Source organism: Virgibacillus dakarensis, assembly GCF_900155625.1.
GTDB classification, from domain to species: Bacteria; Bacillota; Bacilli; order Bacillales; family Amphibacillaceae; genus Lentibacillus_C; species Lentibacillus_C populi.
In genome coordinates, this window is record NZ_LT732553.1 from 1,805,577 (window position 1) to 1,819,290 (window position 13,714).

A 13,714-nucleotide genomic window follows, 5' to 3' on the forward strand; every position below is an offset into this window, starting at 1 on the left:
CCCTAGTTTTGCAGAACCTCTAATCAATCGCTAACCCGTAATCATTGATTTTATTGATGATTACGGGTGTTTTTATTTTATTTTATTGTCATATTTATGTTGACTATGGTTGTATATAACGATATAATGGTAGTATACATAAGGAATCGACAAGAAGGAGGTGCGTGGATGTTTCTCAAAAAAGTGAAAAACAAAAGAACGGGTCGTACTTATTTGTCCATTGTTCATGGCTATCGTGACAAGGTTACCAAAAAATCAAAGTCCAAAACGATTGAATCCCTTGGGTATCTTGATGAATTGGAAAAAAAGTACGATGATCCAATTGCCTTTTTTGAAACAAAGGTAAAACAGATGAATCAACAACAAAATGAAGATAAGTTCACGATGACCTTTCGCGTCAGTAATGAGGATAGGCTCGAAAAGGATGAATCCAACCGAAAGAACTTTGGCTATGCCGCGTTAAGTAAGATCTATCACGAGCTTGGCATCCATACCTTTCTTACAAATCGTCAGCGCCATATCAAAAGTGGCTACGATGCGAACAGCATTATGAAACTTCTTGTATTTGCCCGATTACTTTATCCTGGCTCCAAAAAGAAAACATACGAAAACAAGGACACGTTCTTTGAAAATACTAATTTCTCGTTGGATGATGTCTATCGGTGCTTACCCTTCTTCAACAAACATAAAGATGCACTACAATTATGGATTCATGAACGGATAAAGGAACAATATGACCGAAATACAAGCCTTGTCTATTATGATGTGACAAATTATTACTTTGAAATTGATGATCCTGATGATTTACGAAAAAAGGGAGTTTCTAAAGAACACCGCCCCGATCCAATTGTTCAGATGGGATTATTTATAGACACGAACGGTATTCCCATTACATACGGTCTTCATCCAGGAAACATGCTTGACAAACAAACGTTAATCCCGATGCTTGGAAATATCCAACGTCATTTCTCACTTGGTCGGACAATTGTAGTGGCAGATAAAGGAATGACTACTGGTGACAATATTTGGTACACCCTTTCGGCCAAAAATGGATACGTCCTTAGTTATTCTGTCCGTGGTGCCAATAAGAAATTCAAAGATTATGTCCTTGATCAGAATAATTACCGCACTATTGGTAAAGGTTTCAAAATCAAATCAAGGCTCTATCCACGAGAGATTACCGTCACATCAAGAAATGGGAAGAAACTGAAGAAAAGAGTCGATGAAAAACAAGTTATTTTCTATAGCGAAAAATATGCACAGAAAGCAAAAGCAGATCGTGCTCCTGCGCTGAAAAAGGCGAAAGATCTTATCGATTCTCCTTCTAGGTTTAATAAGGCGACATCTGTTGGTGCTGCCAAATACGTGAAAAATTTGACCTTTGACAAGAAAACAGGCGAGATACTGAAAGATGCCAAAGAGGCACTGCTTCTTGATGAAGAAAAGCTAAGAAAGGAAGAAGCATTTGACGGTTATTATGCCATCATAACCAGTGAGTTTGAAGAATCGGATGAGCGAATCATTGAAATATATAGAGGTCTCTGGAAAATAGAAGAATCATTCAGAGTGACTAAAAGCGATTTGGAAAGCCGACCGGTATACCTATCAAGACCGGAACATATTGAAGCCCATTTCCTTACTTGTTTCGTATCACTCGTAATTGCACGGGTACTGGAACATCGCCTGAAAGGAAAACATTCCATTACAGCTATAATAGAAAGCCTGAAAAAGGCATCGTGTAGCCATATCCAGGAAAATTACTATCTGTTTGATCATTATGACGAAATACTTGCAGCTATTGGAAAAGAATTAAATTTAGATTTTGGGAAGAAATACATGTCTCTAGGGGAAATTAAAAAAATTTTAGGTGAGGTCAAAAAGGGGTAGAAAACACAACAACTTTATGACAAACAGAAACAGCCAAGAAACCAGTATTCACATAGATTCAAGGCTGTTTTTTCATCAATTCAACTGCAAAATTCAGGTTATAACAGATGGCAATATGGTGTAAAGTAAAGCAAGTTAATTTTGCTCTTCTAAGATTACATTCGTATTCCCGAAATAAGATTTTAAAACATTGATACATTCAGGTTCGGGATGGACATTATACGTGCTTGCCAACTGATATGTTTTCTTTGTCTCAACCGTATACATGATGATTGGCGTGCCGCCCGGAAATGTATGGGCAGTATCTTTAATCTTTTTTAATGCCTCGCCACTATTTTGCTCGCTTACCTTTATAAATAATCGTTCCGGCCGGTTTAGCTTTATTTTATCCTCGGCAAATGGCTGCACTTCTGACACAAGCAATTGGACCCGGTTGTTTCTTGATTCCATTTTCCCCTTGACAACAATGGGTTTTTCTTCTTCAAGCAGTGACCGAGCCTGGCGGAAAACGTCAGGAAAAACAACCGCCTCCAGATCATCCGTTTCATCCCCAATTGTGATAAATGCCATCGGATCACCACGTTTGGTGCGGATTGTTTTGATCGACTGAACAATTACAGCACTTTTTACATTACGCTTCCCGATCATTTGTTTCGCATTAGTCATTGTCATATAATGATGGTGCTGGAGCGCTGTACGATAGGCGGTTAATGGATGGCTCGTAACATAAATCCCCAGCAGCTCCTTTTCATCTGCCAATTTCCTCATGACAGTGAAATCTTCCATTTCTACATAGTTTGCTTCAAGTTCAATTTTGTCATGGAACAGCGAGGGCTGGTCACGAAATTCACGAAACAGCTCCCCTTGCTCCAATGCCTGATCGATTGATGCCAAAAGACTTGCCCGGTTGGCGTACGTGTCATCAAATGCCCCTGCCAGTATAAGCAGCTCCAGTGCTTGCCGATTAACAATACGTAGCGAGATACGCATGCAAAAATCAAATAGGTTTTTAAACATGCCTTGCTTCCTGACCCGCACAATTTCCTTGACAACTTGATTGCCAATCCCTTTGATCGATAGCAGTCCCATACGGATGTTGTTATTTTCTACAGAATATTTTCCAAAGCTTCGATTAATCGAAGGGGCTAATACGGTCAGTTGAAACGTTTTTGCCTCTTTCATATAGGCTAGTACTTTATCCTGCTGATTTGCAACCGAACTTAATATTTCTGCAAAAAAACTAACCGGATAGTGCGCTTTTAAATAGGCAAGCTGATATGCGATCATACTGTAGGCTACAGCATGGCTCCGGTTAAATCCGTAGTTAGAGAACTTAACGATCCAGGCAAAGATTTCTTCAGCAACTGATTGCTCATACCCGTTTGCCAAGCATCCTTTTAAGAATGCTTCCTTCTGTTCAGCCATGACCGAATCCAGCTTTTTACTGACTGCTCTCCGCAAAATATCTGCCTGACCTAGTGAGAACCCGGCTATCTTATGAGCAATTTGCATAATTTGTTCCTGGTAAACAAGGACGCCATACGTATTTTCCATAATCGATGCTAAATCCGGGTGTGGATAGACCACTCTCTCCTGCTTGTGCTTCCGGGCAATGTAGACAGGAATGTATTCCATTGGACCTGGACGGTACAGGGCATTAACTGCAACAATATCCTCAAACGATGTCGGTTTTAATCTTGTCAGAACTTCCTTCATACCCTGTGATTCCAACTGGAAAACACCATTTGTCATCCCTTTTTGCAATAACGAAAAAGTAGCAGCATCATTTTCCGGTAATTTATCCAGCTCAATCGTCTCTTTTGCTGTATAATGAATCGTTTGAACAATCCGCTCCAGAAGGGTCAGGTTACGTAAACCTAAAAAGTCGATTTTTAATAACCCGATTGCCTCCAAATTGTTCATCGAATATTGTGTTAACCTTGTATCATTTGCGCCAACCGTCAATGGAACATGCTCCATTAGCGGCTTTTCACTAATAACAACCCCGGCCGCATGTGTTGAGATGTGCCGTGGCAGGCCTTCCAGTACGGCTGCAATCGCAAATAAAGCCTTAAGTTTATTCGATTGCTTAATATATTGCTTTAAATCGGCTGATTCCCGAACATAGTCCACAATAGATTTATGGGTATTGACAGGGATTTCCCGCAATATAAATTGGGCATCCTGCTGATCAATTCCGATCGTTTTAATTAATTCCCTTACAAGTGAACGGGCAGCAAACGTGCCAAACGTAATGATTTGTGCCACGTGTTCTGTACCATACTTATCGCGAACATAGTCAATTACCTCATCACGCCTGTGATCGGAAAAATCAACATCGATATCCGGCATGGTAACTCGTTCCGGGTTAAGAAACCGTTCAAACAACAAATTATATTTAAGCGGATCAACCTCCGTAATCCCTAAAACATAGGCAACCAGTGATCCGGCAGCAGATCCCCTTCCCGGTCCCACCATAATATGATTGTTCTTGGCAAAGGCAATAAAATCGGCGACAATCAAAAAGTAATCACTAAATTGCATGGATTTAATGACCTGTAGTTCATATGCCAGCCGACCGGCAATATCCTCTGTTATTTCCTTATATTTATGTTCCAGCTTATTCCAGCACTGTTTTTCTAAATACGTATGTGCATCCATTTGTTCTGGAACGGGGAATGAGGGGAGCATGCGCGCATGAAAATCAAAGGTAACTGTACATGCTTCGGTTATCTGTTTTGTCTCCTTTAAAACCTCCGGCCAGTCTTGAAAAGCGACTTCCATTTCTGTCTCTGAACGTAAATGATGCTGCTTTATAGAGGGATCGGTTATTCGCTGTTCCCACTGCTTGCCAACTTTCATCGCTTGTAAGCAGTCATAGGCGATATCATCTTTTGCATCCAAATAACGTACATCATTTATCGCAACGACTGGTAACGGACCTTGGTTCTGAAAAGCTTTAAGCGATGCATTTATTTCTTTTTCTTCCCTCCCGCCGTGATCTGCAACTCCCAGGTAAAAATCATTAGCAGCAAAACAGTTTTTCCATGTATCTATATATGCGCTTATTTCTTCATGTGATTCAGACTGAATTAATGATTTCAGTTTTGCATTTGTAGCTGGAAAAATACCGATTATTCCCGTTGTGAACTTTTGCAGGTTTTGTTTTTCAATTGCATCATACTGGTTTGTTTGAATATAGGATGATAGCTTAACAAGCTGCTGATAGCCTTGATTATTTTTAGCTAGTAAAATACACGTATCTTCCCGTTGCTCATCGCTTTTGACATAGACCGTCATTCCAATTATCGGCTTTATCCCTTCTTGCCTGCATTTCTTGTAGAAGGGGATTACACCCGATAACACCTGCTCATCTGTTAGCGCAAGCGCCTGAAAGTCCAGCTCTTTTGCTTTATTTACTAATTTATCTACGGTTATCGTACTATTCATCAAACTATATCCGCTCAGCACCTGTAAATGTGTAAAAGCTGCCATAGGATCCCGCCTTTTCTTTCTCCATATTTTATTATAACTGACAGAAAGTAAAACTTCATTTATTGGGGTTTTCTCCCCCCGAATGAATGTTAGTGTGGCCCCCTTGACGCCGATCAAAAAAAGGCGTGGCGTTATTAGTCTTTGATCCTTTAATCAGGCTGTTACCCCCCACCTATAATCTATATAAACCGCTCTACTTTTGGGGTGGGGTTTTACCGGACGTTAATACGGGATAAACACAACTACCACGCAGGAAACATATCTTGTCCCAGTCAAACATATAATGTGAGAAGTATGCCATAAAGGAGAGCGTATTGATGGAAGAACGATTTATTGCTTCATTCATACATTGTTATTTCATTGCCTTTGGTGTCCTGATTGGCGGGGCGATTATCGGCAGTATTGGCTCATTTGCAACAGGTGAAGCCCCGTTTTCTGCAATGGGACAAATTGCGAAACGTTTACGTGTTTGGGCGATCGTTGCAGCGATTGGCGGTACATTCGATGCAATTGCCAACTTTGAAAAAGGACTGGACGGACAGGCAATCGATGTATTCAAGCAAATTTTACTCATTTTATCTGCAATGGGCGGTGTCAAAACAGCAATTATTTTAATCAGCTGGTTTATTCAGGAGGATGTAACCTGATGCATATTCCTCCCTATCATAAAAAAGCAATCTGGCAGCGTTTTTTCGTGGGGGCACTAATTGGGGCTGTTATCGCCTACTGTGTTTTTGCCTATATGTATAACACCATGTACGAACGGTTGCTGGAGAATAACCTGGAATTAAAGTCACAAGTAACGGATTTAAAAAATCAAAACGATGCACTGTTAAAGGATAAAAAAGACTTGGACGAAAAAAACAAAAAGGAATTAACTGTTGAATCAATTGAAGTAACTGTTACAAATGCTAAGAATTTAAAACTGGATCATCTGACAGCCCATCAAATGGAAGACATCATTAAGGCGGAAATAAACCAAATTATCGGGCAGGAAGTCCGTATTATTGATGAAAGTAGTGAGCTGTTAACTTCCACCATTGAAAATAAGGAATTTGCCATTAATGACTTCACTTATTCTTTTACGGTAACAAAAATAGCAATTACGCAAACGGTAAAAATAGAGGTTGAAGCAAAAACCTCCAGCTAAACATGGCTATTTTGTGAAATTTTCCAAAAATCTATAGTAGGAATTGCTGCTTTTTAATATAATATATATATAGAGTGTGTTCAAAAAGGAGGATGAAAAGGACCGAGAAGTTCGAGGCGGCGTAGTTTCGAGTAGCGGAATGTATGCAATTAGATACATGAGCAGCGGAGAAACAAGCCAACGAAGAAATTCGAAGTGTCATTTTCACCGGACTTTTTGAACATCCTCATATAGAAAAGTAGTCGATCAAAGGTTCACTTACAGTAGTTTCTTTCATATACTAATTCATTGGAAGGAGTGGGTTTGCATGCTTATCATGCCACAAAGCCGAATTAGAGACGAAAAAATCAATCAGCTAAAATCCGGTCAAACGGTATATGCCGAATCGAGTGAGCTTATACGCTTAATTAAACGCGATATTGCGAAATACCATTTACATGTACATTGTGATCAAACAAATACCGGATGCTGGTTCATGCCACTTCAGGAAAAGATTAGCAGCTAGCCAACCGTGCAAGTGTTGTATTTGAATGTGCTGTTTTCCTCTCCACCGGAAAACAGCACATTATTATTTTCCTTGATAATTCCTGCATGCCTCATCAAGATCTTGAATGACCTGTTCCGTATCCTCCCACTTTGCAACGGATGCGCCTGCCGCCATCGGGTGTCCGCCACCATCATACTTAGCCGCGATCGTATTCACAATAGGCCCTTTTGAACGAAGACGGACACGGATTAAATCGTCTTCTTCAATAAAAATAACCCATGCTTTAATTCCTGCAATATCACCTAATACACCAACTATTTGGCTTGTTTCTATCGGCTTCATATGATATTCATTTAATAATTCCTTTGATAATTTTATGGTGCTCATACCGGATGGTGTCAAGGTAAAGTTTTGCAGGATATAACCTTTTAACCTGGCAACATTATCATCAATACGATAGATTCCATCATACAGCGCTGTACGGTCGAAGTTATATGTTACAAGCTCTGCTGCATATTGAAACGTCTTTTTGGTTGCACTTGGAAATAGAAACCTCCCCGTATCCCCGACAATCCCTCCATAAAGAAGTCTTGCTGCTTCATCATTCAGCTGATAGCCTTTTTCTTTCGCATATAAATAAAAATCGTAAACAATTTCACTTGTCGAGCTTGCACCGGTATCCACCCACATAACATCACCATACGGGTCAACATTTGGATGATGGTCAATTTTAATCAGCAGCTCGCCTTTTTTATACCGTTCATTATCAATCCGCTCCGTATTCGCTGTATCACATACAATCACAAGTGCCCCATGGTATACACTGTCATCAATCGTATCCATTCGAGCTAAAAAACGTAAAGATGGATCCTCTTCGCCAACAACATATACATGCTTGTCAGGGTAAGTTTGTTTGATTAATTCACACAGTCCTACCTGTGACCCGTATGCATCAGGGTCTGGTCTTACATGCCGGTGAATGATAATCGTATTATGGTCATTTATGGCTTGGATTATTTTATCGAAAGTCATTGTTTATCTCCTATCTGTATAAATGGTTTCTTCTAGCTTAATTCATTTAAACGAGTTACAATAGATAATGTCTCATTATAACATATGAAATCTATACAGGAGAGAGAATTTATGGTTATTTTCCCGATTATTATTGTGCTCTCGTTTGTTTTATTTGTTTACTACTGGGTAGCCATTTCAAGAAGCAAAGACAAATTAACGCAACACTATTTTCACGCCAAGTCAAGAATATGTCTTGGTATATTTGTGCTTGTTTTTGGAATCAATCAGTATTTATACTATGAAACAAGACTTTCATTATTTATTGGAATTGTATTTGTCATACTTGGCGGTATGCAATTAATCCGTGGTATCAAAGAAACGAAACATTATCGAAATGAATGGAGACGTTTATATCCGAAAGAAAACTAGGCTGGCTACCTGGGAACAGCCAGCTTCTTTTGGTTAAAACCCATCAACGATCAATTAATTGCGCCATCAGCAGTCCTTTGCCAACTAATTTCTGCTCATTATACACTTCAACATCTATTTTTGCGTAAATCCTTCCCACATCCAGTAAAGTTGGTTTGATGATTAATTTGCTGTCAATCTGAACCGGTTTTAAAAAATATACTGTAATATTTTCAACGACCAGATCCCCTTTTTTAGCATGCAGAAGCAATCGGCTGCTTGCTTCGGTCATTAACGTGGTAAAAACACCATTAGATAACGTTCCCAGCTGATTTGTCATTTGCGGAGTCACATCAGCTTGGAAAATCGTATGATCACCCTCCACAGTGTTAATATTTGAAGAGACAATATCATCAATCGTTTCCCCGATTTGCGGCTGTCGCTGAATTTGCTGTAATGCCTTCAACACATCCTGCCTGGAAACGATTCCTTGCAGCTCATAAGATTGGTTAACAACTGGAACCAACTCGATTCCTTCCCAAACCATCATATGGGCAACAGAAGCTAAAGACGTTTTCGCCTGGACAACTGTCGGATTCTTTGTCATTACTTTTTCGATCAGCATCACACGTTTTTTTCCGATAATATCTCTGGACGTTACCATTCCGATCACCCGATTCTTTTCATCTACAACCGGAAACCTTGTATGGGTTGACATCTCATTAAGCTCATACCATCGTTCCAGTGGATCCTTCGCGTATAAAAAGAAAGAATGGTCAAGCGACGTAGAAATATCTTCAACAAAAACTATTTCCTTTTTAATTAGCTGATCATATATCGCTCTGTTAATCATTGCCGCAACGGTAAACGTATCATAGCTTGTTGACATGATTGGAATTTGTTTCTCATCGGCCAGACGTTTAATATGATCGGCTGTATCAAACCCCCCCGTAATCAGTACGGACGCACCTTCCTTTATCGCCAATTCATGTGCTTTCACCCGGTTCCCGACGATCAGGAGTGAATCGGCTTCCGTATAACGCATCATAGCATCGAGCTGCATGGCACCGATAAGAAATTTGTTCAACGTTTTGTGTAACCCCTCGCGCCCTCCCAGAACTTGTCCATCAACAATGTTAATAACCTCGGCAAATGTTAACCGTTCAAAGTTTTCTTTCTTCTTCCGTTCAATTCTTATCGTACCGACACGTTCAATTGTACTGACCAATCCTTGGCTTTCCGCTTCTTTTATTGCACGGTATGCCGTACCCTCACTTACATTTAAGTCCTTGGCAATTTGCCGTACGGAGATTTTTTTACCAATACCTAAAGACATAATGTGCTGTAATATTTGCTCATGCTTTGTTGCCAACTCACTCACCGACTTTCAACTGTACTAGTCTTTTATTATTGACTTTATTATACAGATGATTGCCGATTACCTCAATGATTAACCGTTTCCCGGCTTCTAACGCGTTCCTGTTCCATAACCGGTGGGCTGGTCATTCGTAAAAGTGTAGCAAGATTTGCACCAACTACAAGTAGAAGAAAGATCAGCCAGATGCCCCAGAAAACAATTTCCAATTGAGATGCTGCCTGGGGAATAAGCGGCCAAGCAAAATAAAGAAAAAAGCAAGCTAATAATAAACGTAATACAGTATAGTGCCGCATCTTATCACCTCCATTATTCAGCTTATGATGCGAAAAAAAATTCATGCTTAATGGAGTGGGAATCAGAAAACAAGAAACCATTCTTTGGATTTTAATAGAAGGCAGACGACAAGAATAGACGCTCAAATTCTATTAATTACAGAAGTCACTGCCATTTTCACTCTCGCACACGGCCTGTTTAAGCGAGTACGTTATTGACGATCGCTCTCTGCCCATACTTCCCGAGCTATCGCGGTCAACCGCCTATAAAAGAAAATTGAAGTACCAGTTTAATAGAGAATCCCCATAAAAATAAGTAATAACAGCCGCTACGACAATAAAAGGCCCGAATGGCACCAGCTGTTGCCGGCTAATTCGTTTAAACAGGATAAGTGCCATACCAATAGTTGCCCCGGTTATACACGATAGGAAGAATGCCAGGATTACCTTATTAGTCCCTAAAATGACCCCCAGCACTCCAAACAGCTTCATATCCCCTGCTCCCATGCCACCACGACTTGCGATGATAACAGCGGTAATCATAACTACCGCCACGATTGTACCGACTATTGGTGACCACCATGGATCAAGCGGCTGGATGATACGGATGATGATAAATATTGGCAGAAAGAATAGCAAAACTTTATCAGGGATCAGCAGATAAGTAATATCGGAAACTAAAATAATTACGAGCATGGAGATCAACAGAATTGCAACGATTAGTTCCAGATTGAAACCAATCAAGTCGTAACTAAAGGCAAACAAACCCCCAGTTAATAATTCAGTTACAGGATAAATTAGTGATATTTCACCGTTACAATACCGGCATTTACCAGTTTGCAATATGTATGATAAAACTGGAATGAGCTCGTACCAGGATAATGTGTGGTTACATTGCGGGCAAACGGATCGGTCATTAGAAAAAGGTATTTTTTGTGGCAGACGCAGACCAACAACATTAAAGAATGAACCGAAGATGAGGCCAAGCAAGAAGAATAAAGTGGTCATTTTTTTACTCCTTGGGGAATATACAAATTACGCTAAACTTGTTTCGATATCGGGAAAGGTTAGTTGGTTATACTACTCCTAACTTTACAAGCGTTAAATTATAATCACACTTTGTCCTATTATAGTATAAAGATTAATAAAAATCTACTAGTTTTATCTGAATTTTCAACAGAAAAATAGGAGCATACCTTTAGCAGAATACAACCTCCAAATGAGGTGCATTCTGCTAAGGTTAATTATAATTCCATCTCTCCGCCAATCTCCATCACTATACCTTTTCCGGTTTTCACTTCACGAGCGAAAGAATACGGATCCTGTTCAATAACCGGAAATGTATTATAATGAATCGGAACGACTGTTTTTGCCTGGATCCAATCTGCTGCAACTAACGCATCTTCCGGTCCCATTGTAAAATTGTCACCGATTGGAACAAAGGCAACATCAATGTCATTTCTGTTGCCAATTAATTTCAGATCCGAAAATAACCCTGTATCTCCAACATGATAGATCGTTTTTCCTTCTACAGTCAGTAATATCCCCGCAGGCATACCAGTATAAATAATCGTTCCATCTTCCTCCGTATAAGATGATCCATGAAATGCCTGAGTGAACTTCACCTTACCAAAATCAAATTCATGTGCACCACCAATATGCATTGGATGTGTATTCAGCCCCTTGGAAGCTAAATAATTCGCCAGCTCATTCGGCGCAACAACTAACGCATCGTTCCGCTTGGCGATTTCCACCGTGTCACCAACATGGTCATTGTGCCCGTGGGTCAGCAAAATGACGTCCGCCTTAACTGTGTCAGCATTCAAATCGCACTTCTCATTACCTGAGATAAACGGATCAAACAAAATGGTATGATCCGCCGTCTCAACCTTTACAACTGCTTGTCCATGGAATGATAATTTCATTCTTCTCGCCCCTTTCAAAATTCTTCTACTGTATTATATTCGATAAAACTTACCTATATCCTCTACCCGTTTAGTAGTTTTTCCATGCATTTTCATATAGTTGGATAAGATTTGGATCGATTAACGTATTTGGCTGTAATTCAACCATGTTCCCATCGGCATTTATAATTTCATTATCTTCATCCTTACCAAAATCAGTCAAGCTTAACAGCATATCCGTTGTTAAAAACCGGGTTGAAACGGGGATCTCAATCTTATCCAAATGAATTTCCTTTCTGCTAGCCATCACGAAGCCCCAATTGCCAAAGCTTGGTACATCAACATGCAAGTTTTTGACATGTAAACCAGTTGATTCTACTGTCTTTGATATGGTCCAGTATACTTCGGTTGCAAATACCGGACTTGTGGATTGAATCATAGCTGTCCCGTCCGGTTTTAAATGGTTCCGTATAAGGGAATAGAATTCCTTCGTATATAGTTTATTTAAACTTTCATTATTCGGATCAGGCAGATCAACAATGATAGCGTCATACCATTCATCTGAACCCTCTAAAAATTGGAAGGCATCCCGATTGAGAACCTCCACTTTGTCATTTGATAATGATCCTTCGTTCAGCTTCAGCAATTGCCGATTTGTTTTTGCCAGTTCAATTACCGCCGGATCAAGGTCAACCAGGGTAATTTTCCCTACATCCTTATATTTTAAAATTTCCTTGGCAGCAATTCCGTCCCCGCCACCCAAAATTAAAATATTTTCGTGCGATTTGGCAAAGCCCATTGCAGGGTGAATCAGCACTTCGTGGTAACGATACTCATCAGCTGAACTGAATTGCAAGGAGCCATCCAAATACAACCTTGTGTCTCCCTGATCATGGGTTAGAATAATTTTTTGATAGTTGCTTTCTTCCATATGAATGATCGGATCGTGGTAAAGCTTTTGCTCAAATGTAAATGCCATTTCTTCCCCGAAAAACAAACCGGCGATCAATAAAATACCAATTGCTCCCCCAACTATCGCATGCAGTAAAAAGGACCGGATTTCTTTCCTGAACAGCCATAAAACAATTAAGGCTACAATCAGATTTACACAACCGACTAAAAATGCTGATTTGACCATGCCAAATTGTGGACGTAAGAGAAATACGAATAATAATCCGCCGACAAGTCCGCCAGCATAGTCGGAAAATAGCACACGTGCAGTACTTTTATTTAATGTTACTCCAATCTCATTTGCCTTCCGGATAAGAATTGGCAATTCAACACCTGTCAAAGCACCAACTAAAAACGTAATCAAATACAAATAAAAGGCATCTGTTCCGTCTGGGGCAAAAGCTGTGATCCCAAACATAGTAAAGCTTGAGAAACCGCCAATGATCGCTACCCCAAACTCAATCCAAATAAAGGTAATAATTAAATTTTTCATTACCCGTTCACTTAAGCTTGCTCCAATTCCCATTCCGGTTAAGAACAACGAGATCGTTAATGTGTATTGTTTTACCCCGTCACCTAATATGTAAGAACCTAATGCCCCGAACAATACTTCAAAAATGATCCCGCAAATCGATACGATCCCCGACGACCAATAAATTAGCTTGCTTTTCCTGATGGCTTGTTCACTCATCTGTTCCACTCCACACTTTATAAATAACGATGCGGTCATGCACATGGCAGACCGCAATTTTATCTCTATATTTTATC

The 13,714-nt window shown here is 39.9% G+C and carries 12 protein-coding genes; 5 read left to right on the plus strand and 7 right to left on the minus strand.

The window, feature by feature from the left end:
- Positions 1-168: 168 nt before the first annotated feature.
- Positions 169-1,887 (plus strand): IS1634 family transposase, encoded by a 1,719-nt coding sequence (locus CZ382_RS09090; RefSeq protein WP_088049902.1) that lies wholly within the window; start codon positions 169-171, stop codon positions 1,885-1,887.
- 135 nt (positions 1,888-2,022) lie between these two features.
- Here CZ382_RS09090 and dnaE read toward each other — a convergent pair whose 3' ends face one another.
- Positions 2,023-5,382: a DNA polymerase III subunit alpha gene (gene dnaE / locus CZ382_RS09095; protein WP_088050851.1), complete on the minus strand. Its 3,360-nt coding sequence runs from the start codon at positions 5,380-5,382 to the stop codon at positions 2,023-2,025.
- Positions 5,383-5,699: 317 nt separating this feature from the next.
- Between dnaE and CZ382_RS09100 the strand changes: the two genes are divergently transcribed.
- The 3 genes from CZ382_RS09100 (at position 5,700) to CZ382_RS09110 (ending at position 7,037) form a co-directional block, all read left to right on the plus strand.
- The gene (locus CZ382_RS09100) at positions 5,700-6,029 is read left to right on the plus strand and encodes a YtrH family sporulation protein (protein WP_088050852.1); all 330 of its coding nucleotides are present in this window, start codon (positions 5,700-5,702) and stop codon (positions 6,027-6,029) included.
- Complete coding sequence (ytrI, locus tag CZ382_RS09105) at positions 6,029-6,532, plus strand: sporulation membrane protein YtrI (RefSeq protein WP_088050853.1); 504 nt, start codon at positions 6,029-6,031, stop codon at positions 6,530-6,532. Before CZ382_RS09100 ends, ytrI begins: the two co-directional genes overlap by 1 nt.
- 307 nt (positions 6,533-6,839) lie before the next feature.
- Positions 6,840-7,037 (plus strand): hypothetical protein, encoded by a 198-nt coding sequence (locus CZ382_RS09110; protein WP_088050854.1) that lies wholly within the window; start codon positions 6,840-6,842, stop codon positions 7,035-7,037.
- A 63-nt stretch (positions 7,038-7,100) separates the two neighbouring features.
- Here the strand turns inward: CZ382_RS09110 and CZ382_RS09115 are convergent, their stop codons facing one another.
- Positions 7,101-8,051 carry a DHH family phosphoesterase gene (locus CZ382_RS09115; RefSeq protein WP_088050855.1) on the minus strand — a complete coding sequence of 317 codons (951 nt, stop codon included), beginning with the start codon at positions 8,049-8,051 and terminating at the stop codon, positions 7,101-7,103.
- A 111-nt stretch (positions 8,052-8,162) separates the two neighbouring features.
- On the opposite strand from CZ382_RS09115, the gene CZ382_RS09120 reads away from it, so the two are divergent.
- On the plus strand, positions 8,163-8,462 hold the full coding sequence (locus CZ382_RS09120; protein ID WP_088050856.1) for a YtpI family protein: 300 nt from the start codon (positions 8,163-8,165) through the stop codon (positions 8,460-8,462).
- 43 nt (positions 8,463-8,505) lie between these two features.
- Here CZ382_RS09120 and CZ382_RS09125 read toward each other — a convergent pair whose 3' ends face one another.
- The 5 genes from CZ382_RS09125 to CZ382_RS09145 form a co-directional block, all read right to left on the minus strand.
- Positions 8,506-9,813, minus strand: coding sequence for a DRTGG domain-containing protein (locus CZ382_RS09125; RefSeq protein WP_088050857.1), 1,308 nt, complete (start codon positions 9,811-9,813; stop codon positions 8,506-8,508).
- A gap of 71 nt (positions 9,814-9,884) precedes the next feature.
- The gene (locus tag CZ382_RS09130; protein WP_088050858.1) at positions 9,885-10,112 is read right to left on the minus strand and encodes a hypothetical protein; all 228 of its coding nucleotides are present in this window, start codon (positions 10,110-10,112) and stop codon (positions 9,885-9,887) included.
- A 243-nt stretch (positions 10,113-10,355) separates the two neighbouring features.
- Positions 10,356-11,099, minus strand: coding sequence for a prepilin peptidase (locus CZ382_RS09135; RefSeq protein WP_088050859.1), 744 nt, complete (start codon positions 11,097-11,099; stop codon positions 10,356-10,358).
- 236 nt (positions 11,100-11,335) lie between these two features.
- Positions 11,336-12,016, minus strand: a complete 681-nt coding sequence (locus tag CZ382_RS09140; RefSeq protein ID WP_088050860.1) for a metal-dependent hydrolase — start codon at positions 12,014-12,016, stop codon at positions 11,336-11,338.
- A gap of 70 nt (positions 12,017-12,086) precedes the next feature.
- On the minus strand, positions 12,087-13,637 hold the full coding sequence (locus CZ382_RS09145; RefSeq protein WP_088050861.1) for a polyamine aminopropyltransferase: 1,551 nt from the start codon (positions 13,635-13,637) through the stop codon (positions 12,087-12,089).
- Positions 13,638-13,714: the final 77 nt, after the last annotated feature.

Excerpts from the sequence above, each read along its gene's own strand:
- CZ382_RS09110 (WP_088050854.1), top strand. The coding sequence starts at position 6,840 with ATGCTTATCATGCCACAAAGCCGAATTAGAGACGAAAAAATCAATCAG.
- CZ382_RS09100 (WP_088050852.1), top strand. The coding sequence starts at position 5,700 with ATGGAAGAACGATTTATTGCTTCATTCATACATTGTTATTTCATTGCC.
- CZ382_RS09145 (WP_088050861.1), bottom strand. The coding sequence starts at position 13,637 with ATGAGTGAACAAGCCATCAGGAAAAGCAAGCTAATTTATTGGTCGTCG.
- CZ382_RS09130 (WP_088050858.1), bottom strand. The coding sequence starts at position 10,112 with ATGCGGCACTATACTGTATTACGTTTATTATTAGCTTGCTTTTTTCTT.
- CZ382_RS09115 (WP_088050855.1), bottom strand. The coding sequence starts at position 8,051 with ATGACTTTCGATAAAATAATCCAAGCCATAAATGACCATAATACGATT.
- CZ382_RS09120 (WP_088050856.1), top strand. The coding sequence starts at position 8,163 with ATGGTTATTTTCCCGATTATTATTGTGCTCTCGTTTGTTTTATTTGTT.
- CZ382_RS09090 (WP_088049902.1), top strand. The coding sequence starts at position 169 with ATGTTTCTCAAAAAAGTGAAAAACAAAAGAACGGGTCGTACTTATTTG.
- CZ382_RS09140 (WP_088050860.1), bottom strand. The coding sequence starts at position 12,016 with ATGAAATTATCATTCCATGGACAAGCAGTTGTAAAGGTTGAGACGGCG.
- ytrI (WP_088050853.1), top strand. The coding sequence starts at position 6,029 with ATGCATATTCCTCCCTATCATAAAAAAGCAATCTGGCAGCGTTTTTTC.
- dnaE (WP_088050851.1), bottom strand. The coding sequence starts at position 5,382 with ATGGCAGCTTTTACACATTTACAGGTGCTGAGCGGATATAGTTTGATG.
- CZ382_RS09135 (WP_088050859.1), bottom strand. The coding sequence starts at position 11,099 with ATGACCACTTTATTCTTCTTGCTTGGCCTCATCTTCGGTTCATTCTTT.